Here is a 20412-nt window from a genome sequence, read left to right as displayed (position 1 = left end):
GCGAGAACCCCATGAGCGAAGACGGCCCCGTCGCCCCTTCCGCGACCGCGGCACCCGCCCTGCGCGGGATCCCCCGGCGCCCCGCCATGGTGCTGATCGACGTCGACGGCACCCTGGTCGACAGCGTTCCCGACCTGGCGTTCTCCGTGGACCGCATGATGGAGCAGCTCGGTCTGCCCCCGTGCGGCGAGAGCCGCGTGCGCGCCTGGGTGGGCAATGGCGTGGAGCGCCTGGTCAAGCGCGCCCTCACCGGGAGCCTCGAGGGCGAGCCGGAGGTGGAGCTCTTCGAGCGGGCCATGCCGCTCTTTCTCGCCGCCTACCTGGAGAACACCACCCAGCGCAGCCAGCTGTACCCGAGTGTGCGCGAGACCCTGGACCTGCTCCGGGAGCGGGGCTACAAGCTCGGCTGCGTCACCAACAAGCCGGCCCAGTTCACCGAGCCCCTGCTGGAGAAGCTCGGCATCGCCCCGTACTTCGCGCTCGTGGTGAGCGGCGACACGCTGCCCGAGCAGAAGCCCGACCCGATGCCGCTGCTCTACGTCGCCCAGTACTTCGCCGTCGCGCCGCAGGCCTCGCTCATGGTCGGGGACTCCTCGGTCGACGTGAAGGCCGCGCGCGCGGCCGGCTTCGCCGTCGTGTGCGTCAGCTACGGGTACAACCACGGGCTCGACATCCGGGACTCCGAGCCCGACGCGGTGATCGATTCCCTGTACGAGCTTCGCGACCTGCTGGACTGACGAGGCGCCGGCGGCATGATGACCCCCGAACGCTTCGCCGCCCTTGGCCGCGAGGGCTACAACCGGGTCCCGGTGTACCGCGAGGTGCTGGCCGACCTCGACACCCCCCTCAGCACCTACCTGAAGCTCGCCGGAGCCCCCTACTCCTACCTGCTCGAGTCGGTGCAGGGCGGCGAGAAGTGGGGCCGCTACTCGATCATCGGGCTGCCGAGCCGCACCCGGATCCGGGTCCACGGCCACCACGTCCGGCTCGAGCGCGACCGGCAGGTGCTGGAGTCGGTCGAGACCCCCGACCCGCTCGCGTGGATCGCCGCCTACCGCAACCGCTACCGCGCCCCGGACCTCCCGGAGCTGCCCCGCTTCACCGGTGGGCTGGTGGGCTACTTCGGCTACGACACGGTGCGCTACATCGAGCCACGCCTCGGTGAGAGCACCCGTCCCGACCCCCTCGGCCTGCCGGACATCCTGCTCATGGAGTCCGAGAAGGTCCTGGTCTTCGACAACCTGAAGGGCAAGCTCTTCCTGGTCGTGCACGCCGACGCGACCCGCCCGGACGCCTGGGAGCGGGCCCAGGGGCGCCTCGACGAGCTGGTGGACGGGCTGCGCACCCGCACCACCCCCTACGCCCCCGCGGCCCCGAGCGGCCGGGTCGCCGAGACGGACTTCGTCTCCGGCTTCACCCGCGCGGGCTTCGAGGCGGCGGTGGAGCGCATCGAGCGCTACATCGTCGACGGCGACTGCATGCAGGTAGTGCTCTCCCAGCGCCTGTCGGTGCCCTACCGGGCCGACCCGCTCGACCTCTACCGGGCGCTGCGCTCGCTGAACCCCTCGCCCTACATGTTCTTCCTCAACCTGGGCGAGTTCCACATCGTCGGGTCCTCGCCCGAGATCCTGGTGCGCCTCGAGGGCGACACCGTCACCGTGCGGCCCATCGCGGGGACCCGCCCGCGCGGGGCGACGGACGAAGAGGACCGGCGGCTCGAGCGCGAGCTCCTCGCCGATCCCAAGGAGCTCGCCGAGCACCTGATGCTGATCGACCTCGGGCGCAACGACGTGGGCCGCGTCGCCCGCGTGGGCAGCGTCCAGGTGACCGACCGCATGGTCATCGAGCGCTACTCCCACGTGATGCACATCGTCTCCAACGTGGTGGGACGCCTCAGGCCCGGGCTCACCGCGCTCGACGTGCTGCGCGCCACCTTCCCCGCCGGGACGGTGAGCGGCGCCCCCAAGGTGCGGTCCATGGAGATCATCGACGAGCTGGAGCCCGTCAAGCGCGGGGTGTACGCGGGCGCGGTCGGCTACGTGAGCTGGCGCGGCGACATGGACACCGCCATCGCGATCCGCACCGCCGTCATCCAGAACCGCCAGTTGCACATCCAGGTGGGTGCCGGCGTCGTCGCGGACTCCGTCCCCGCCCAGGAGTGGGAAGAGACCCTGAACAAGGGCCGCGCGATCTTCCGCGCCGTCGCCACCGCGGAGGCCGGCCTGGAGTGAGGGAACCCCATGCTCCTGATGATCGACAACTACGACTCCTTCACCTACAACCTGGTCCAGTACCTGGGTGAGCTCGGCGCGGAGGTCGTGGTCCGGCGCAACGACGAGGTGACCCTCGCCGAGATCGAGGCGATGGCGCCGCACCACATCGTGATCTCACCCGGCCCCGCGACCCCGAACGAGGCCGGCGTGTCCATGGACGTGATCCGCCGCTTCGGCCCGCACGTGCCGCTGCTCGGAGTCTGCCTCGGGCACCAGTGCATCGGGCAGGTGTTCGGCGGGCGCATCGTGCACGCCGGCGAGCTGATGCACGGCAAGACCTCGCCCATCCACCACACCGGCGCCGGCGTCTTTCGCGGCATCGAGAGCCCGTTCCGCGCCACGCGCTACCACTCCCTCGTGATCCAGAAGTCGAGCGCGCCCGCCGTGCTCGAGGTGACCGCCTGGACCGAGAAGACCGCCGGCGCGGTGGACGAGATCATGGGCGTGCGCCACCGCGAGCTCCCGATCGAGGGCGTGCAGTTCCACCCCGAATCGATCCTGACCGAGCACGGCCACGACATCCTGCGCAATTTTCTCGAGCCGCATCGCTGAGAGGAGGCCCCGATGGCGATCACCCCCCAGGAGGCACTGCAGCGCACCATCGACCACCGCGAGATCTTCTATGACGAGATGCTCTCGCTGATGCGCCAGATCATGAACGGCGAGCTCTCGCCGGTCATGACCGCGGCCATCCTGACCGGCCTGCGGGTCAAGAAGGAGACCATCGACGAGATCAGCGCCGCCGCGCGGGTGATGCGCGACCTGGTGACGCGGGTCCCGGTACCGCCGCACTCCGACCTCGTGGACATCGTCGGCACCGGCGGCGACAGCTCGCACACGTTCAACATCTCCACCGCCTCGATGTTCGTCGTCGCCGCGGCCGGGGCCCGCGTCGCCAAGCACGGCAACCGCAGCGTCTCCTCCACCTCCGGCAGCGCCGACGCCCTCGAGGCCCTCGGCGTCAACATCCAGCTGACCCCCGAGCAGGTGGCCACCTGCATCGAGGAGCTCGGCATCGGCTTCATGTTCGCGCCGCTGCACCACAGCGCGATGAAGAACGTGGCCGCGGTGCGCCGGGAGATGGGCGTGCGCACCATCTTCAACATCCTCGGCCCCCTCACCAACCCCGCCGGGGCCCCGAACACCCTGATGGGCGTGTTCCACCCGGACCTGGTCGGGATCCAGGTGCGCGTGATGCAGCGCCTCGGCGCCGATCACGTGCTGGTGGTGTGGGGGCGGGACGGGATGGACGAGGTCTCGCTCGGCGCCGCGACGATGGTCGGCGAGCTGAAGGACGGAGAGATCCGCGAGTACGAGATCCACCCCGAGGACTTCGGGCTGCGCATGGTCTCGAACCGCCAGCTCAAGGTCGCGAGCCCCGCGGAGTCCCGCGCCATGGTGCTGGATGCGCTCGAGAACCGCGAAGGCCCGGCGCGCGAGATCGTGGTCCTCAACGCCGGCACCGCGCTCTACACGGCCAATCGCGCCGCCTCCATCGCGGAGGGCATCGAGCTCGCCCGCGCCACCATCGCGAGCGGCGCCGCCCGCGCGAAGGTCGACGAGCTCGCCGCGTTCACGCGCCGGTGGCAGCCGGCCGCGGCCCGCGGCTGAAGCCCGAGGCAGACACCCTTGGCTGAGACCCGTGGCTGAGCACACCGACGTCCTGCGCCGCATCCTCGCCCACAAGGCCGGCGAGGTCGCCGAGCGGGCCGAGCGGGTCCCCCTGCGCGAGCTCGGCCGGCGCGTCGAGCAGGCTGCGCCGGTCCGCCCCTTCGCCCATGCGCTGCGCGAGGCCATCGGCGCCGGACGCGCGGGCGTCATCGCCGAGGTCAAGAAGGCCTCGCCGAGCGCGGGCGTGATCCGGGCGCACTTCGACCCGGCCGCGATCGCCCGCAGCTACGAGGCGGGCGGCGCCGCGTGCCTCTCGGTGCTGACCGACCGCGAGTTCTTCCAGGGCGCCGACGAACACCTCGTCGCGGCCCGGGCCGCCTGCGGCCTCCCGGTCCTGCGCAAGGACTTCGTCGTCGACGAATACCAGGTGTACGAGGCCCGCGCCATCGGGGCCGACTGCGTGCTCCTCATCGTCGCGGCGCTCGGCGACGCGCAGCTGCGCGAGCTCGCCGGGCTCGCCGCGCACCTGGACATGGACGTGCTGGTGGAGGTGCACGACGAGGAGGAGCTGGACCGGGCGCTCGCCGTCGACGCCCCCCTCATCGGCGTCAACAACCGGGACCTGCGCACCTTCCGCACGGACCTCGAGACGACGCTGCGCCTGAGGGCGCTCGTCCCGGCCGACCGGCTGCTGGTGACGGAGAGCGGTGTGCACACCCGCGAGGACGTCGCCCACCTGCGCGTCGGCGGCGTGCACGCCTTCCTCGTGGGCGAGGCCTTCATGCGCGCCCCGGAGCCCGGCGAGAAGCTCCAGAAGCTTTTCGGCTCGCCCTACCGGGTGCCGTAGACCACGAGCGTCTTGCCCTTGGCCCAGATGAGGTTGCGCTCCTCGAGGTCCTTCAGGACGCGGCCGACCATCTCCCGCGAGCAGCCGGCGATCCGGCCGAGCTCCTGGCGGGTGACGCGGATCTGCATGCCGTCCGGGTGGGTCATGGCGTCGGGCTGCTTGCACAGTTCGAGCAGCACGCGGGCCACGCGCCCCGACACGTCGAGGAAGGCCAGGTCGCCCACCTTGCGGCTCGTGTTGCGCAGGCGCAGCGCGAGCTGCGAGGCGATCCGGAAGAGCACCTCGCAGGAGCCCTTGAAGAGCTCCTGCAGCTTCTCGTAGCTGATCTGCGCGACCTCGCAGCGGGTGCGCGCCCGCACCCACGCACTCCTGCGGCGCTCCTCGTCGAAGAGCCCGATCTCGCCGAAGAAATCGCCCTCGTTCAGATAGGCGAGCACCATCTCGCGGCCATTGTCGTCCTCGATGAGGACGCTCACCGACCCGCGGACGATATAGAAAAGGTCGTTCGAGACGTCACCGGCGTTGATGATGACGCTCTTCGGCGGGTAGATGCGGCGATGACTCTGATCCAGGAATTTCTCGAATTCCGGCGTCAGCCGCATCCGCAACGACGCCGGGAGATTGAGCTTGGAGCTCACCGGGGGCAAGCCTCGCTGTAACGGTCTCGCTCCCGAAGGATAGGCAAAGCGCGTCCCCTTGTCGAACCGTGGTAACCTGGATTCAGGAGTGCTCATGGGAGGCTTCCGATGAAGGCGCGGGTGAAGTGGGTCGAGGACATCACCTTCGTGGGCGAGGCCGACAGCGGCCACGCCGTAGTGATGGACGCCGCGGTGGACAACGGCGGCAACAACCGCGGCATGCGCCCGATGGAGATGCTGCTGGTGGGGATGGGCGGCTGCACGGCGTTCGACGTCCTCCTCATCCTAAAGAAGGCCCGCCAGCCGGTAACCGACTGCGAGGTCCTCGTCGACGCCGAGCGCGCCACGGATCACCCGAAAGTCTTCACCCGCATCCGCGTCCACTACCGCATCCGCGGCAAGGGGCTCGCGGAGGCCCACGTCAAGCGCGCGGTCGATCTCTCCGCGCACAAGTACTGCTCGGCCTCGATGATGCTGGGGAAGACCGCGGAGATGTCTCACGACTACGAGATCCTGGAAGACTGACGCCCAGCCGCCGTAGCGGCCGCCTTGTCCACCAGGGTCTGGGCGCTGTCGCCCTTCTCCCACTCGGAGATCCCGAAGTCCACGGCCCAGGTCCTGTCCTCGGCCCCGTCCACCGGGGGCAGCTCGGCGATGTGGTGGCGGAGCTTGTCGGTGAGCCGCTGCGCGGACTCCGCTGAGGTCTCCGGCAACACCAGCACGAAGTCCCGCTCGTCCCACCGGCCGATGATGTCCGGCCAGCGGGTCTGGTCGCGCAGCAGGCGCGCCACCGTGGTCACCGTCTCTTCGCTCGGGGCCTCTGCGCGGCCGTCGAGGCAGTGCAGGCGCATCACGAGCACCGACAGCACGTTGTGGTAGCGCCGGCTGCGGGAGACCTGGGCCTCGAGCTGGCTCATCAGGCCTCGCCGGTTCAGGAGCCCGGTCAGCTCGTCGGTGGAGACCTGCCCGTGCAGCGCCTGCTGCAGGCGGTCCACCTGGCGCCGGAAACGCTCGGTCTGGGTGACGTCCTCGAAGAGCGAGACGCGCAGCCCGCCGCTGCCGTTCTCCGGCAGCCAGACTCCCGTCACCACCAGCCATTCGGACCGCCCCTGCACGACCCGCGGGACGTGGTACAGGTGCAGGCCGTCGTCGCGCATCAGGCGCTCGAGCGGCAGCGTGTCCAGGGTGTGCCCGAGGATCTGCTCGGCCGGCATGCCGAGCTGGCGCACGAGGACCGGGTTGACCCAGAAGAAGCGCCCCTCCGGGTCCTGTAGCCCCACGCCGATGGGAAGCGCCTCGAGCAGCCGCGCGAGCGCGTCGGAGCCGAGACCCGGCACCCCGCCACCCTCTGCCGCCGGCTCGCTCTCTGCCCCCAGCCCCGTCGCAACCCGCATCGCCCAAGCCCTCCAGATGTTGCTCATCTAGCGGGCCCGGGGGGGCAAACTTTAGAAAAGGGGTCGAACTGAATATCCGGGGCGGGAAAAGGGGCGGGAAAAGGGGTCGAACTGAATTTTCGCCCTGAACATTCAGTTCGACCCCTTTTCGATGGACCCCTTTTCGATGCACTGCAGGAAGGCCTGCTCCAGGGAAAAGGCCTCGTAGCGCCGGCAGCACTCCTGGGGCGTGCCGAGGAACCGCACGCGGCCCTCGTGCAGCACCGCGAGGCGGTCGCAGAGGTCGTCCACGTCGGTGAGCAGATGGGTGCTGAAGAAGACGGTCCGCCCCTGCTCGCGCAGGCCGAGCAGCCGGCGCTTGAAGAGCGCCCGGGCCCGCGGGTCGAGACCGCTCATGGGCTCGTCCAGCACGTAGAGGTCACGCCCGCTCAGCAGCGTCGCCGCGAGACCGAGCTTCTGGGCCATGCCCTTGGAGTAGGAGCGCACCGGCCTCGCAAGCGCGGCGGGGTCGAGGTCGAGCCCCTCGACGGTCTCGAGCACCTCTTCCTCCTCGTGGCCCCGCCCGTGGAGCTTCGCCATGTGGGCGAGGAAGTCCCGACCGGTGAGGAAGTAGGGGGGGTTGAAGCGCTCGGGCAGGAACGCGAGGCGCTCGCGGGCCCGCGTGCGCCGGTGGTCGACGCCGAAGATCGAGATGGTCCCCGCGTCCAGCGCCGCGAAGTCGAGGAGCCCCTTGATGAGGGTCGTCTTGCCCGCCCCGTTCAGGCCCACGAGCCCCACGAACTCCCCCGCGCTCACCGTGAGCGTCACGCGCTCCAGCACCGGCTGCCGTCCGAAGGACTTGGCCACCGACTCGATGGCGAGGGCAGGAACGGGGGCAGGGGCGGGAACGGGCGCGGAAGCCCGGACGGGGGTGCGGCTTGCCGTGGCCGTGGGGGTAGAGGTAGAGGTAGGAGTGGCCATGAGGGCAAATCCTATACCGAGCGAGAGACCGGTTCACCCGTCCGCGCGGAAGGCACACGCGCGCGCCCTGGAGAACGGGGGTTCGCTCAGCCCCCGGCGGCCACCGGAGCGAGACTGAGCCACCGGCTCACCGCCGCGTCAAGGGCACGCCGTTCTTGCGCCGAGCCGGCGCTCCGACTAGGGTATGACCGCAGGTTAAGGAGATGACATTGTCGTCACCATGGGGGGTTACTCGATGAGATCGGACACCATCGATACATGGCCGATTCACCGCGTTACCTTACCGGAGACACCGTTGTGACGAAGATCCAGATGGAGTTACCCGACGCGGTCGTAGACGCTGCGCGCAAGGCTGGGCTGCTCACACCCGAAGCGCTCGAGCGGCTACTCAATGAGGCGATCCGCGGCAGGCGGGCAGCGGACTCCTTGCTATTGATAGCAGAGCGGGTGGCGGCAGCGGGGATCGCACCGATGTCCATCGGGGAGATCAACGCCGAGGTCAAGGCGTCGCGCCGGGAGCGTGATCGCCGTGCGGATCGTCCTTGACACCAATGTCTTGCTGTCCGGTTTGTTATGGCGCGGGCCACCCCACACGATTCTGGAGCGCGTGCGCGATGGACAGCTGACTCTTTTGTGCAGCTCGGCGCTCTTGACCGAGCTCATTGATGTACTTCAGCGACCGAAGTTTGACCTCATCCTCTCGCGATCGGGGATCTCCCCGCAGCAGGTACTGACCAGCCTTCAAGAACTGGCCGAGATAATCGACACGCCTCCCCTTCCGGGGCCAGTGTCGCGCGACCCCGATGACGATGCGGTGCTCGCCCTGGCTGTGTTCGGCCAGAGTGACATGATCGTTTCCGGAGATGAGGACTTGCTCTCTCTGCACCGATACCGGGAGATTCCGATCGTGCCGCCAGCGGAAGCCTTGCGGCTTGTCGATAGCGGGACGCGACATGGCTGACCGAGGGGCTCCGCCGTGCATGGGGCCCGCGAAGTCGGATCAATGATCTCTGGCCCCATTGATCATGTGAGGGTCAACGACAGCGTGCGGGGGCGCCGCGGCATCACCGGCGACACCGCCCTGCGGCTTGCACGCCACTTCGGCACCGACGCCCAGTCCTGGCTCAATCTGCAGGCTGCGTACGACCTTCGGACCGCGGAGCTCGCCGCCGGGGATCGGATCACCCGCGACGTCCTGCCCCGAGACGCCAGGTAGGCGACACGTCGCTGAGCTCGCTGCGCATCGCGATGCCGCAGGCTTGCGACCTGGGTTTGGAGAGCGCCGAGCGGTTCGAGGATGCGGTTTTCGACCCCTTTTCTCCGTCAGCCGCCGTTTGAGACTACAATATGGCGGTCACGAGCGCAGTATGGGTCACCAATGCACGTTCCAATTCGCGAGTTCAAAGCTCATTTGTAGCGGTACCTCGCCCAGGCTCGCGCGGGGCAGGTCATTGAGGTCACGGCCTACCGCAAGGTGGTCGCGCGCGTTAGCGGGGTACAAGCGGCGGCGGAGAGGGGGATCCCGAGCTTGGTCGCGGCCGGGGCAGCCGTGTGGGGCGGCGGCAAACCGGCCGGCGCCCGGATCGAGCTTGCAGCGAGCGGCCCCGCGGTTTCCACCATCGTGATCGAGGACCGGGGGTGATCGGGTACTGCGACACCTCGGCCCTGGTCAAGCTCTACGTCGTCGAGCCGGACAGCGACGCCGTGGCAGAGCTGGCGGCAGGCGCTGAGGCGGTCGCCGTCTGCCGCTTTGCGTGGGCCGAGGCCCACGCCGCGTTCTCGCGCCGGGCCCGCGAGACTCCAGTCGACCGCCCCGCCATCGAGATGGCGAAACAGGCGCTGGCCCGGGACTGGCCGAGCTTCCTGGTTCTGGAGGTCACCCAAGCGGTGGTGGAGCAAGCCGGCGAATACGCCGACGCGTTTGCGCTGCGCGCCTACGACAGCGTGCAGTTGGCCGCTGCCCACGAAACCATGCGGATCGCGCAGATGCCGGTCGCCTTCCTGTCTTTCGACATCCGGCTCAACAAGGCCGCGCGGGTCTTGGGCATGAGCGTGCCGTTTCCGGGCGGTGCCTGAAAGCGGGACATCAACAGACTTCGCGACCCGAAGGCTGCAGCGGCGCGCTGGCTCGAGCAGGCGGAGAGCGACCTCGCCTTCCCCCGCAACGACAGCGACGACAGCGTCTACCATCAGACCTGTTTCCAGGGCCAGCAAGCGGCCGACAGGGGGAAGATTGGCCGCCCTGCATCGTGACGGCACCGCGACTAGGGTATGAGCGTGGTCTGGGAAGATTACATTTCCATCTCGCCGGGGGTTCGCTCGGGTAAGCCGTGCATTCGTGGCACGCGAATCACCGTCTACGACATCCTCGAATACCTGGCGGGTGGCATGTCCGAGGCAGAGATCCTCGCAGACTTCCCCGACCTCCGCCCCGAGCACATTCGTGCTGCCCTGGCCTTCGCGGCCGCTCGTGAGCGACGGCTGGCGGCCTCTTCGGTAGCGTGAAGCTGCATGTGGGAAATGCCGGAACTGACGCTGATCCTATCGATGCTACTCCGGCATCGAGCGCATCTGCTGGCATTCGACACTGACGAAGAGGCGAGCCTTCTCATCCTCCCGTAGGGAGATGTCGGTTCGGGGTTGACGGATGCGGGGGAGGATCGATCTCCGCCGTTCCGGCCTCGTCGCGTCGGACTTCGATCATGGCTGACTCGAGACGTCCGATCCGATTCCTGACGTCGCTGAGCTCGCTGCGCATCGCGATGCCGCAGGCTTCCGACCCGGTTTTGAAGAGCGCGGAGCGGTTCGAGGATGAGGTCTTGGACCTCGTCGGTCATGGACCGACTGCCATGGGCGAAATCGGGGCGAGCGTCCGGCGCTACTTGTCCGGATTACCGGGAGGAGAAGGGGTCGAATATTCAGTTCGACCCCTTTTTTGCGTTTGTTCCCACGCTAGTACAAGAACACCACTGGGCAGTCCTGATGGTCCTTCTTGATATCGTACTCATTCCCGTAAGCACTTGGCGGATCACCTGGGTTTGCACCTGCCGTGAAATCGATGCAGTCGTCGTCAGCCGAAGCGAGAGTCGTGAAAGTCGCAGCAGTCTTTGGGGCGAGCCTCAGGACCCCGGTCAGCGGCCGTGCGTCGTCGACCTTCACATCGAGCTCGCGCGCGATGCTCGCAGGGATGTTCTGGCCCAACATCAAGTTCAACCGAACGGATGGCGTGGCGGGCTTGTTGTCTCGATAATCTGACGTCCGGTACAAAATAATAGATCCGTTGAACGGATTCTTCGGTGCCACCCCCGGATAGTCCGTAAGGGCGGTCGCCGTACCATCGTAGCTGCCCTGAATGAAGCCAGCCTTCCACAGGTGCTCCCAGAGCGCAGCGGCCTCGACCAAGTCACTTCCGCCCACCGCGTCTAAACGGCCGTTGTTGTTACCCCCCGAGTTCATATCCTGTCCGATCGCCGCTTCAGCCGCAGCTTGAGTCATATCCCCCGGCACCGCCCGATACCGGTCGATGAACCCGAAGTAGGCCGCCTGGATCCCCGAGTTGGTGTCGGCGATGTTCCGCACGCGGGCGGAGTTGATGAGCTCCTGGCCCTTCAGGATGCCGCCGAGGAGCAGGCCGATGATCACCAGGACGATGGCGATCTCGACCAGGGTGAAGCCGTGCTGTCTGCGCGTCATGGCGTTTCCTCCCGCCGGGTTGTTGTCCGTACCGACCGGTTTTCGGTGAATCGGTGGCGATTCAAGATGCGATATCCGTGCCATCACGCGCCGTGGGTTCTGGATCGTGGGTTCTGGGTCGTAGTTCGTGGGTCGTGGAAAGGGGCGGGCCCGGGTCTTGCTGCTAGACTCCCCGGGCAGAGCCCTGTGAACTGACCCCATGGCCAGCCAGCGCCGCAGCACCGGCCGCAAGATCGACGGCACCCGCTACGCCCTGCAGGCGGTCGCAGGGCTGCTGGCGCTCACGCTCTTCCTCGCCCGCGCAGCCTACCAGGTCCCCCTCGCCGAGGCGCTCGGGAGCCCGGAGCTCGTGAGCCTCGCGGTCAGCGGGCTCATCCTCGCCCTGGGCCTGCCCGCACTCCGGCCCCTGCAGGCCTCCCTCCTCACCCTCGCCGCCGTGGCACCGGCCGTGTACCTCGGCTTCACGCGCCCCCAGTCCGGGGCCCTGGTGCCCATGGAGCACGCGCTGCTCGCGGCCCTGGTGATCTTCGCCCTGACGGTGCTGGCGAGCTACGTCTTCGAGACCCGCGACCGCCGGCAGCTCGCCGCCCGCTTCGGCCAGTACGTGCCGGCCCAGGTGGCGCAGGCCCTGGCCGAAGACCCGGAGGGCTTCTCCATGGACGGCGAGGCCCGGGAGATGACGGTGCTCTTCGCGGACATCCGCGACTTCACCGCCATCGCCGAGCGGCTCGAGCCGCGCCAGCTGGTCCAGCTCCTGAACGACGTCTTCACGCCGCTCACCGAGGTCGTGCACCGCCACGGCGGGACCATCGACAAGTACATCGGCGACGCGCTGATGGCCTTCTGGGGCGCGCCCCTGCGCGACCCGAGCCACGCGCAGCACGCCGTGCTGGCGGCGGTGGAGATGCAGCAGGCGCTCGCCTGCCTGCGGGCGGACCTCACGCGCCGCGGCGCGCCCGCGGTGGAGATGGGGATCGGGATCAACTCCGGCACCATGAGCGTCGGCAACATGGGCTCGCGCTACCGCGTCGCCTACACCGTGGTCGGCGACCCGGTGAACGTCGCCGCCCGGGTGCAGGCCCTGACCCGGGAGACGCACGCCGACGTCCTGGTGACCGAGTCGACCCGCGCCGGTGCGCCCGACCTCGTCTATCGCGAGGTGGGGACCCTGCGGGTGCGCGGCAAAACGGACGGCTTTCGCCTGTACCAGCCGGTCGGGGAGCAGGAATCCCTGACCCCCGAGGTCACCCGCTGGCTCGCCGACCACGAGCGGGCGCTCGCGAGCTTCTACGCGCGGCGCTGGGACGAGGCGGTGACGCGGTTCGGGCGGCTCTGGGCCGAGCACCCCGAGGACCGGCTCTACGGGCTGTACCTGAACAACCTGCGGGTCTTCACCCAGGGCCCGCGGCCGACCGGGTGGTCAGGGGAGCTCGACCCGGACGCCCCGGACGGGTTCGCCTCGGTCCCGACGCGACCGGCGGTGTGAGGCGGGGCGGGCGGAGCCGGTCGCGTCGGCCCATGAAAAAACCGTGACGGGGTTGTCACTTCCTCGTCGGATCTGACGATTTCTCGACACTCTTCGCCTCGAGCTCCCTCAGCTTTCCGTCGAGGAAGCGGGCCTCGTGGGGGTCCTGCAGGCGGCCGGACTCGAGGAGCCCGCCGACCAGGACCCGCGCCGCCTCGAGCTCTCCCATCTCCTCCAGCACCAGCACCGTCATGTCCCGCGCCCAGGGGGGTACCGAGGGGCCGGTCGCCCGCTCGGTGATGGCGCGGGCGTACTTCAGGGCGAGCGGCAGGTCCTGCATCCGGTGCCGCGCGACGATGGCCGCGTGCGCGAGCCAGGGCCAGCGCCGGTCGGGGTCGGCGAGAAACTGCTCGTGGACGAAGTCGAGCATCAGCCGCTGCTTCTCGGGCACCGGCACCTCGCCGTAGAGCCGGCTCGCCGCGAGCAGCGGGTACTGGCCGCGAGGGTCGAGGTCCAGGACCCGGCCGAGCCAGGCGCGCACGCGCCCGTAGTCCAGCTCGCGGAAGGGGATGCTGAGCCCCGGCTGGTTGTCGAAGGCCTGCAGCCAGAGCATCAGGGCGCGGGCGAGCGCCACCGGCTCGCCGAGGCTCGCGACCCGCAGCACCGCCCCGGCGGGCGGATCCGGGAGGGCCTCCGCCCGCGCCGTCGGGCCGGGGCGCCCGGCGTGCCAGGCCACCTGCGCCGCGAGACCCGCGAGGAGCAGGAGGAGCGCCAGGAGCGGCACGTCGCGCAGGGGGCGTTCGGCCGCCAAGGTCAGAAATTCTTCCGGTAGAGATCGAAGAGCGCCGCCCCCGTGAGGAGCGTCACGTAGACCGCGGTCTGGGCCAGCACGGGGACCAGGGCCTCCACGCTTCCCGTGCCGTAGGCGAGCCACTCGCTCGGCGTGAACCGGTAGAGGTCCGGCAGCAGGAAGGCGATGCCGTCCACCAGCCCGCCGATGACGCGGCTCGAGAGCGCCCCCGGGTCCACCAGCGGCCCCTGGCTCATCAGCTGGATCGCGCCGATGCCGCGCGCGAGGAAATAGAAGGCGAGCACCACCGAGAGCGCCACCGTCACCTGGCTGAACGTGTACAACGCGAGCAGGCTCGCCGCGACCACGACGAGCAGCTCGGCGAAGAGCGAGAGGGTCCACAGCAGCACCTGCTGCGGGGGGGCGTAGAGCAGGAGCAGCGCGCCGAGGAGCGCCGCCGCCACCCCCGCGCAGGCGGCGAAGCCCGCGAGCTTGCCGAGGTGGTACGCCGCCCGCGGGAGGGGCAGCGAGAGGTAGAGCTCGAGCACCTTGTCGTTCTGCTCGCGCACCACGCTCGTGATGACGAAGAGGCTCGTCACCAGCACCGCCGCAAGTCGCAGCACCGCCCCCAGGAGCGCGGCCTGGGTCTGGCGCGTCTCGGTGATGGCGAGGGAGCCGAGGAGCTCGGCCAGCCCGAGGCCGGCCAGCAGGATCAGGACCACGAGCCAGAGCAGGCGGCCGCGCAGGGCTTCCAGGAGGGTCAGGCCGGCGATGGCGCGGACCTGTCGGGCGGCGGTCACGGGGGGCTTGCCTCGCGTGCGAGGGGCGCTTCTGGTGGTGCTCGGGCTACTATAGCACCGCCCCCCGAAGTCGCTGACTTCTGGTGTCACTGTCCCGAGGCCATTGATCGAAATGACCTTCGTACGACTCGCACGGCTCGACGAGCACTGGCTCCTCGCCGCCATGCTGCCGCCGCTGCACGGGGCCATCTGGGGCGGCTTCGGCAGCGCGGTCTCTCGCTCCCTGATGCTGGCGCACCTGGGGCTGTTCCTGCTCTGGCAGCCGATCTGGAGGAGCGACGAGCGGCTCGACCCGAAGACCGCGGCAGCCTTCATCGTCTTCGCCTTCGCGTTCGTCGCCTGGATGAGCGGCTGGCTCGTCTTCCTGTGGCTCCTGGTGCTGATCGGGCTCATCGGCGGGCGGGTCTTCGTCGACCGGCGCGAGCGGCTCGCCTACGGCGTGACGCTCTTCGTGCTGGTGGGCGAGCTCGTCATCGGCACGACGAGCCAGGCCTTCTCGGTGCCCCTGCCCGGGGACGTGGAGCGCCTGTTCTACGTGGGGCTCCTGCTCACGCCCGTGCTGCTCCTGATGATCCCGGTCCCGAAGCGCCCCGCCGAGCAGCCGGTCGACCTCTTCCACGCCCTGACCGCCGCCACGTTGACCGCGGTGCTCGCCCTCGGCGCGCTCCTGGTCATGTACCGGACGGGCGAGTCGTACCCCGTCGCGGTGCTGCAGACCCTCGTCGGCATCGCTGCCTTCCTCTTCGCCATGAGCTGGCTTTTGACCCCGGGTCCGGGGTTCAGCGGCCTCGGGCAGCTCTGGACCCGCTACCTGCTGAACGTGGGGTCGCCCTTCGAGCAGTGGCTCGCCGGCCTCGCGCGCGCCGCCCGCCAGCACACGGAGCCCGAGCCCTTCCTCGAGGCGGCGATGAGCCAGCTCGCGAACCTCCCCTGGGTCGAGGGCTGCGCGTGGACGAGCCCGGCCGGGGAGGGCCGTGCGGGGCGCGAGACGCGCTACGCCAACCCCATCCCGGGCGAGGAGCTGAGCGTGACGCTCTACACCCGGCGCTCCCCGGGCACCGCACTCCTCCTGCACGCGAAGCTCCTCAGCCAGGTCATCGGTTTCTTCTACGCCGCCAAGCGCGCCCAGCGCACGCTCGCCCGCCAGGCCCACCTGCAGGCGATCCACGAGACCGGCGCCCGCGTCACCCACGACATCAAGAACCTCCTGCAGTCGCTCTACACGATGGGCACGGTGCTCCAGGAGACCGACCCGCGGCGCGCCGAGGAGGCGCACGCCCTGGTGCGCCGGCAGTTGCCGCACCTGACCCATCGCCTGCAGCTGGCCCTCGACAAGCTCAAGTCCCCGGGGGACACCTCGAGCGGGGTCGAGCTCGGCAGCCTGCGGGCCTGGTGGCGCGAGCTGGCCGACCGGCACGCCGCCGACGGTATTGGCTTCACGGGGAACGTCGCGGTCGACCGGGACCTGTCGGTCGACTTCCTCGACAGCGTCACCGAGAACCTGATCGAGAACGCCCGGGTCAAGCGCCAGGCCCAGCCCCGCATCGGGGTGCAGGTGACACTCGTGGACGACGGCGAGAAGCTGCGCCTCACCGTGTGCGACACCGGCACGCCCGTGCCCCCGGCCATCGCCGCTTCGCTCTTCCGGGAGCCGGTCGACTCGAAGACCGGCCTCGGCATCGGCCTCTTCCAGGCCGCCCGCCAGGCCGAGGGCCTCGGCTATCGCCTCACGCTCAGCCGCAACGAGCCGGGCGCGGTGTGTTTCGAGCTGAGCGGGGGGTGAGCGACAGGCTGATTACCCGGTAACAGTCTCCGCAATCAGCACATCGGCCGGGATGCCCAGGCTCTGATGCAGTCTGCGGATCATAGCCAGCGTCAGCGGACGCTTGCGGTTCAGGACTTCGTAGACGCGGTTGCTTTTGCCAATGATAGGCTCAAGATCCTTGATGGACAGACCGCTTTGGTCCATCCGGAATTTGATGGCTTCCACCGGGTCAGGCGCAGTCACAGGGGCATGCTTGGCCTCGTAGGCCTGCACCAGCGTGGCCAGGATGTCCAGACGATCACCCTCCGGCGTACCCAGATCAGGGTCGGAATCCATTAACGCCGAAATCTCTTTGAGAGTGGCCTTGTAGTCTGCCTCGGTGTGGATAGGGCGAATGTCCATGTTTTCCTCCGTGGCCGGTCAGGCCATTTCAACGGTTTCTGCGTCCACTGCGTCGTACTCCTTGTGAGTGCCGATAAACTTCACGTAGACGATCTGCAATTTGTACGCAACAGCCACAACCAGCCGGTAGTGATTGCCTTTGATGTTGAAGACCACGCGACGGTTCTTCAGCACGCCGGCGCTGCGGTACTGCGCCTTGATGTCCGCGGGCTGGGTCCAGGTCGCAATCGTGGCTTCCTCATACCAAGCCCTCAGCGGCTGCTCGGCATCGGGATAACGCTCCCAGAAGGCCCGAAGGGCAGACACGGCAATCACTCGCATGGACCGAAGGGTAGTCCCAAAACGGGACTTCGGCAAGTGGCCTTCAGACGAGGAGCAAGGTCAAGGCAACCGCCCGGCGCTCACCAGGCGGTTGTAGAGGATGTGGGGCGACACCCAGAGCAGCAGGTCGTCGAACTCGCAGGGCGGTGCCGCGGCAGTGCTGTCCCGGCATCCCGAGGCGGTGGGTGAGCGGTCCCGGGCGACGAAGGTGGCGTCGAGGTCCAGGTTGCGGAGCTCGTCCTCCGCGCCTGCGGCGGGCGGGGGCAGAGGCGCGCCGGCAACGTCGACCCCTCCGAGGCCATTGGGTCCCAGCGACAGGACCACGGCGGCCAGCTCCCGGGCCACCAGGCGCTCGGCGCGGGTCGCGAGGTCCCGCCCCTGGACCGTGATGTCACCGGGGTCGCCCAGCTCCAGCGTACAGGGGTTGTGAGAGGCCGCAACAGAAGAGGAAGCGGAGGCGGTAGCGGAGCCGGCTCCCCCAGGGGGGGCCGCCACACAGGCGGCCGCCGACGGGTCGCCCACGCGGCGGGTGAGCTCGCGCGTCACCCGGTAGCGCAGCCGCCGGCCCCAGGCGTCGCGCGGGCTGACGCCGAGGGTCACCCAGGGCACCCACCCCCCGTACTCCCCTCCCCCGCAACCGTCCTCGGGCGGGTCGGCGCCGTCCTCCCGCGGGTCCTCCAGACCGTCGCCGTCCGCCAGGCGGTCCGGGCACGGCAGACGTCCTTGCACCGCCGCGAACCCGAGCAGGCCCTCCCGCACCTCCTCGAGCAGACGCCGGGTCTCCGCAGTCTTCTGGGCGTCCTGCTGGGCCGCAAGCGGTCCCAGGAGCCCCCCGAGGAGGAGGCTCATGATCACCACGACGACGGCCATCTCGATGAGTGAGAAGCCTTCTTCCCGGAGGTGCTGGCCCTGCGTCACGGCGCGCCTTCCAGGGGCCGGGTCCGGTCGTTGAAACGGGGTCCCGGCGCCGCCACGGTGAAGGCGTCGTCCCCGTTGGCGTTGTCCTCCTCCAGGTAGGCGCAGAGGCCGCCCGGGGTGCAGCCAGCCGCACCGCTGGCCCCGGGGTCGCGCTCCTGGCCAGGAAGAGGTGGGCCGGCAGCCAGCAGGAGCGCGGGCACGTCGTCCCGGAGCGGCTGCCCGGCCCGGTCCCGCAGGGTGAGGCAGTCGACGCCAGCCCGGCACCGGCGTCCGGCCGCGGCACGCGGCGCCGGTGCCTCTCCGGGCGCCGGTCCCGCTCCGGGCGCTGCTTCGGCCGCTGCTCCGGGCGCCGCACGCGGGGCGGCTCCGGCGGCCAGCGCCAGGAAGACCTGGCGGTCCCAGCCGTTCTTCGCGTACCACTCCGGCAGGGCCGGGTAGAGCCGGATGCCGGAGACCCGGACGGTCCCGACGCAGCCTCCCGTGTCCGCCCACAACTCCCCCGAGCCCAACTCTCCGCCCGCGGCGTCGTAGTCGGTCACCCGCACGAGGGGTCCCTCCCCGGCCGCGACCACGCCGGAGACGACCGACACGTCGCGGGTGGCGTGGCCAGCCGCCGTCGGCGGGCGGACTGTGGCCGCTCCGGTGAAGACGAGGTCGAACTGCCACACCCGGCGTGCGACGCCGGGCGGCAGGACGCAGGCCGCCCCCGGCCCGGCGCAGGTCTCGACGGCCTCGCCATGGCAGGCCACGGTCTGCAGGTTCGACCAGGCGCAGCGCCCGGCATCGGCCCCGGCCCCGGCGTCGGCGTCGGCGTCGGCGTCGGCGTCGGCGTCGGCGTCGGAGGTTACGCGCTGCCCGCCACCGCGCTCGAGCACCCCGGTGTCGAGGGTGCCGGCCCCGCCCCGCCCCAGGCGCACCGTCCCGCCGGAGATCTCCCAGGCGTCGACCACGAAGTCGGTCGCGAACCAGGCCCCGGGGGCGTGGAAGGGAAGCCGCCCCTGGCGCGACAGGCGCCCGGGGACCCCCTCCGTCCCCGGGTCCGTGCCGAGGACGAGCGGCCAGGGGAAGGCGCCCCCGTCTCCGCGGTCCGTCCAGCGGGCGTACTCCCCGAGCGCCAGGACCACCTCGGAGAGGACCCGCTGCTCCACCACGGCCATGAGGTCGGCCCGGGTGATGGCGAGCGCCCGGTCGTTCGTCGCCACCCCGCCGGCAAGGACGTCCCCCGCCCCGCCCGTCACGAAGTCCCGGGCCCCTGGTGCCGCGCTCCCGCCCTCCAGGTGGTCGCCGATGGCGAGGTCGGCGGTCGCTCCGCTCCCCCTCGCCTGCCCCTCGAGTGCCTCCCCGGGCGCGAAGAGGACCGCGACCACGTCGTCGCGCCCATCGAGCGTGAGCCGCCCCGGCGTCTCACTGCTGAGGGCCGCCGAGGCGCCGGCACGGTACTCTTCGGTCACCGCGTACCAGAGCCGCTCGCCCGCACCGTCGCGAAGGTCCTCCAGGCGCAGGGTGTAGGCGGGCAGCCAGCCCGTGAGGGTGCGGCAGCGCGTGCCCCGGTAGTCCTGGGCCACCGTGACCCGGCCGTCGCCGTCGAAGTCCGGACAGGGCAGTTCGCCGGGACGGTTCGGGTCGGAGGCCGCGTAGCCGATGAGGGCCGCCCGGGCCTCGGCGAGTGCGGCCGCCGTCCGGCGGTCCAGGAGCTGGCGGATCCCGCCGGCCGAGAGCCTTCCGGCCAGCATCGCCGTGGCTATCACGACGCACGCCGCCACGACCAGCAGCAAGGCCGCGCCGGCGTCCCGCCTTCGGCGCCTCGTCCCGTCCATGGGCACCCCATCCGTCGGTGAGGGGGGCTCGCCGCGAGCGCTCAGCTCGTGCCTGAGCCGTCAGTTCGTACCTGAGCCGTCAGCTCGTGCGTGACCGGTCACTCACCGCCGGAGTCGCAGTCCCCGCGGTCGGTGGCAGCCCCTGAAACGAACGCTACGCCCGCAGGAACGGGCGGTCCGTGGGAAGACTTCGACGCAATCCCGGGAGATTCGCGACGGCGCAGGTCCCCCGGCTCACCGTCAGGGGCAATCGCCGACGCGCCGCGCCTTGAGCGTCTCCTTGCGCTTCCCGCCGCCAGGGCCCACGTCCCCCGAGGCCTCGACCTCGACCGTGTAGGCGGTGTCGCTCTCCACCGTAATCACGCTCTGGGAGACCACGTTGCCCATACCGGCCCCCCTGCAGTCGGCGACGAAGCTATAGACGCTGCCCCTGCGATCGACCGGCGAAACCTTGCAGCCGGCCTTCGCGAACGTCCCGTTCTGCCGCCGCATGTCCTCCCCCGGCTCGGTGCAGCGGCGGGAGGAGAGGGTCTTCTCGCCGCCGCCCATGTCCATGGTGCGCTGGAACTCCCACAGGCCGCGGCGGAAGCTCGGGAGCTCCTCCGCTTCGAGCGCCTGCGGCGCCAGCCCGAGGAACAGGACGGCGAAAACGGCGTGAAGAACGGCGGTCATGATCCGGACCTTCGATGGGACGCGCAGGTGTTCCATGGCGTTTCGT

General features: G+C 70.0%; 24 protein-coding genes. 13 read left to right on the top strand and 11 right to left on the bottom strand.

Features of this window, described 5'->3' with window-relative positions:
• The first annotated feature begins 68 nt into the window (after positions 1 to 68).
• Genes KA217_05180 through trpC form a run of 5 tightly spaced genes read left to right on the top strand, consistent with a single transcriptional unit; the run spans position 69 to position 4731 of the window.
• Complete coding sequence (locus KA217_05180; protein MBP7711843.1) at positions 69 to 737, top strand: phosphoglycolate phosphatase; 669 nt, start codon at positions 69 to 71, stop codon at positions 735 to 737.
• Between the two features lie 18 nt (positions 738 to 755).
• A complete protein-coding gene (locus KA217_05175; GenBank protein MBP7711842.1) occupies positions 756 to 2231 on the top strand; it encodes an anthranilate synthase component I in 1476 nt (491 codons plus the stop codon).
• 9 nt (positions 2232 to 2240) lie between these two features.
• A complete protein-coding gene (locus KA217_05170; protein ID MBP7711841.1) occupies positions 2241 to 2825 on the top strand; it encodes an aminodeoxychorismate/anthranilate synthase component II in 585 nt (194 codons plus the stop codon).
• A 12-nt stretch (positions 2826 to 2837) separates the two neighbouring features.
• On the top strand, positions 2838 to 3884 hold the full coding sequence (gene trpD / locus KA217_05165; protein ID MBP7711840.1) for an anthranilate phosphoribosyltransferase: 1047 nt from the start codon (positions 2838 to 2840) through the stop codon (positions 3882 to 3884).
• A gap of 31 nt (positions 3885 to 3915) precedes the next feature.
• Positions 3916 to 4731: an indole-3-glycerol phosphate synthase TrpC gene (gene trpC, locus KA217_05160; protein ID MBP7711839.1), complete on the top strand. Its 816-nt coding sequence runs from the start codon at positions 3916 to 3918 to the stop codon at positions 4729 to 4731.
• On the opposite strand, the gene crp is transcribed toward trpC, so the two are convergent.
• Entirely contained in the window at positions 4716 to 5333 is a 618-nt protein-coding gene (gene crp, locus KA217_05155) for a cAMP-activated global transcriptional regulator CRP (protein ID MBP7711838.1), read from the bottom strand. The two genes, trpC and crp, sit on opposite strands and share 16 nt — an antisense overlap.
• A gap of 144 nt (positions 5334 to 5477) precedes the next feature.
• Between crp and KA217_05150 the strand changes: the two genes are divergently transcribed.
• On the top strand, positions 5478 to 5894 hold the full coding sequence (locus KA217_05150; protein MBP7711837.1) for an OsmC family protein: 417 nt from the start codon (positions 5478 to 5480) through the stop codon (positions 5892 to 5894).
• Here KA217_05150 and KA217_05145 read toward each other — a convergent pair.
• Both KA217_05145 and KA217_05140 read right to left on the bottom strand, forming a co-directional pair.
• Positions 5873 to 6790: a sensor domain-containing diguanylate cyclase gene (locus KA217_05145; protein ID MBP7711836.1), complete on the bottom strand. Its 918-nt coding sequence runs from the start codon at positions 6788 to 6790 to the stop codon at positions 5873 to 5875. The two genes, KA217_05150 and KA217_05145, sit on opposite strands and share 22 nt — an antisense overlap.
• A gap of 105 nt (positions 6791 to 6895) precedes the next feature.
• Positions 6896 to 7723: an ATP-binding cassette domain-containing protein gene (locus tag KA217_05140; protein ID MBP7711835.1), complete on the bottom strand. Its 828-nt coding sequence runs from the start codon at positions 7721 to 7723 to the stop codon at positions 6896 to 6898.
• A 297-nt stretch (positions 7724 to 8020) separates the two neighbouring features.
• Here KA217_05140 and KA217_05135 point away from each other — a divergent pair, with 297 nt between their 5' ends.
• The 5 genes from KA217_05135 to KA217_05115 all read left to right on the top strand — a co-directional run bounded on the left by KA217_05135 (position 8021) and on the right by KA217_05115 (position 10228).
• Positions 8021 to 8269: a hypothetical protein gene (locus KA217_05135; GenBank protein ID MBP7711834.1), complete on the top strand. Its 249-nt coding sequence runs from the start codon at positions 8021 to 8023 to the stop codon at positions 8267 to 8269.
• Positions 8253 to 8684, top strand: a complete 432-nt coding sequence (locus KA217_05130) for a putative toxin-antitoxin system toxin component, PIN family (GenBank protein ID MBP7711833.1) — start codon at positions 8253 to 8255, stop codon at positions 8682 to 8684. Before KA217_05135 ends, KA217_05130 begins: the two co-directional genes overlap by 17 nt.
• Before the next feature lie 42 nt (positions 8685 to 8726).
• Positions 8727 to 8939, top strand: a complete 213-nt coding sequence (locus tag KA217_05125) for a HigA family addiction module antidote protein (protein MBP7711832.1) — start codon at positions 8727 to 8729, stop codon at positions 8937 to 8939.
• A gap of 422 nt (positions 8940 to 9361) precedes the next feature.
• Positions 9362 to 9799 carry a type II toxin-antitoxin system VapC family toxin gene (locus KA217_05120; GenBank protein MBP7711831.1) on the top strand — a complete coding sequence of 146 codons (438 nt, stop codon included), beginning with the start codon at positions 9362 to 9364 and terminating at the stop codon, positions 9797 to 9799.
• Between the two features lie 201 nt (positions 9800 to 10000).
• Positions 10001 to 10228 carry a DUF433 domain-containing protein gene (locus KA217_05115; GenBank protein MBP7711830.1) on the top strand — a complete coding sequence of 76 codons (228 nt, stop codon included), beginning with the start codon at positions 10001 to 10003 and terminating at the stop codon, positions 10226 to 10228.
• A gap of 447 nt (positions 10229 to 10675) precedes the next feature.
• Here KA217_05115 and KA217_05110 read toward each other — a convergent pair whose 3' ends face one another.
• Positions 10676 to 11416 carry a prepilin-type N-terminal cleavage/methylation domain-containing protein gene (locus KA217_05110; GenBank protein ID MBP7711829.1) on the bottom strand — a complete coding sequence of 247 codons (741 nt, stop codon included), beginning with the start codon at positions 11414 to 11416 and terminating at the stop codon, positions 10676 to 10678.
• 199 nt (positions 11417 to 11615) lie between these two features.
• Here KA217_05110 and KA217_05105 point away from each other — a divergent pair, with 199 nt between their 5' ends.
• Positions 11616 to 12902: an adenylate/guanylate cyclase domain-containing protein gene (locus KA217_05105; protein ID MBP7711828.1), complete on the top strand. Its 1287-nt coding sequence runs from the start codon at positions 11616 to 11618 to the stop codon at positions 12900 to 12902.
• Between the two features lie 55 nt (positions 12903 to 12957).
• Here the strand turns inward: KA217_05105 and KA217_05100 are convergent, their stop codons facing one another.
• Both KA217_05100 and KA217_05095 read right to left on the bottom strand, forming a co-directional pair.
• Entirely contained in the window at positions 12958 to 13692 is a 735-nt protein-coding gene (locus KA217_05100) for a hypothetical protein (protein MBP7711827.1), read from the bottom strand.
• 2 nt (positions 13693 to 13694) lie between these two features.
• Entirely contained in the window at positions 13695 to 14471 is a 777-nt protein-coding gene (locus tag KA217_05095; GenBank protein ID MBP7711826.1) for an ABC transporter permease, read from the bottom strand.
• Positions 14472 to 14583: 112 nt separating this feature from the next.
• Between KA217_05095 and KA217_05090 the strand changes: the two genes are divergently transcribed.
• Entirely contained in the window at positions 14584 to 16254 is a 1671-nt protein-coding gene (locus tag KA217_05090) for a HAMP domain-containing histidine kinase (protein ID MBP7711825.1), read from the top strand.
• 12 nt (positions 16255 to 16266) lie between these two features.
• Here the strand turns inward: KA217_05090 and KA217_05085 are convergent, their stop codons facing one another.
• The 5 genes from KA217_05085 to KA217_05065 form a co-directional block, all read right to left on the bottom strand.
• Positions 16267 to 16638, bottom strand: a complete 372-nt coding sequence (locus KA217_05085; GenBank protein ID MBP7711824.1) for a transcriptional regulator — start codon at positions 16636 to 16638, stop codon at positions 16267 to 16269.
• Positions 16639 to 16656: 18 nt separating this feature from the next.
• A complete protein-coding gene (locus tag KA217_05080) occupies positions 16657 to 16959 on the bottom strand; it encodes a type II toxin-antitoxin system HigB family toxin (protein MBP7711823.1) in 303 nt (100 codons plus the stop codon).
• A gap of 60 nt (positions 16960 to 17019) precedes the next feature.
• A complete protein-coding gene (locus tag KA217_05075; GenBank protein MBP7711822.1) occupies positions 17020 to 17877 on the bottom strand; it encodes a prepilin-type N-terminal cleavage/methylation domain-containing protein in 858 nt (285 codons plus the stop codon).
• Positions 17874 to 19694, bottom strand: coding sequence for a hypothetical protein (locus KA217_05070; GenBank protein MBP7711821.1), 1821 nt, complete (start codon positions 19692 to 19694; stop codon positions 17874 to 17876). Before KA217_05070 ends, KA217_05075 begins: the two co-directional genes overlap by 4 nt.
• Positions 19695 to 19934: 240 nt before the next feature.
• A complete protein-coding gene (locus KA217_05065; protein ID MBP7711820.1) occupies positions 19935 to 20402 on the bottom strand; it encodes a DUF3617 family protein in 468 nt (155 codons plus the stop codon).
• Between the last annotated feature and the right edge of the window lie 10 nt (positions 20403 to 20412).

The organism is Gammaproteobacteria bacterium, from assembly GCA_017999615.1.
GTDB lineage: Bacteria > Pseudomonadota > Gammaproteobacteria > JAABTG01 > JAABTG01 > JAGNLM01.
This window is presented reverse-complemented; position numbering and strand designations above follow the sequence as displayed.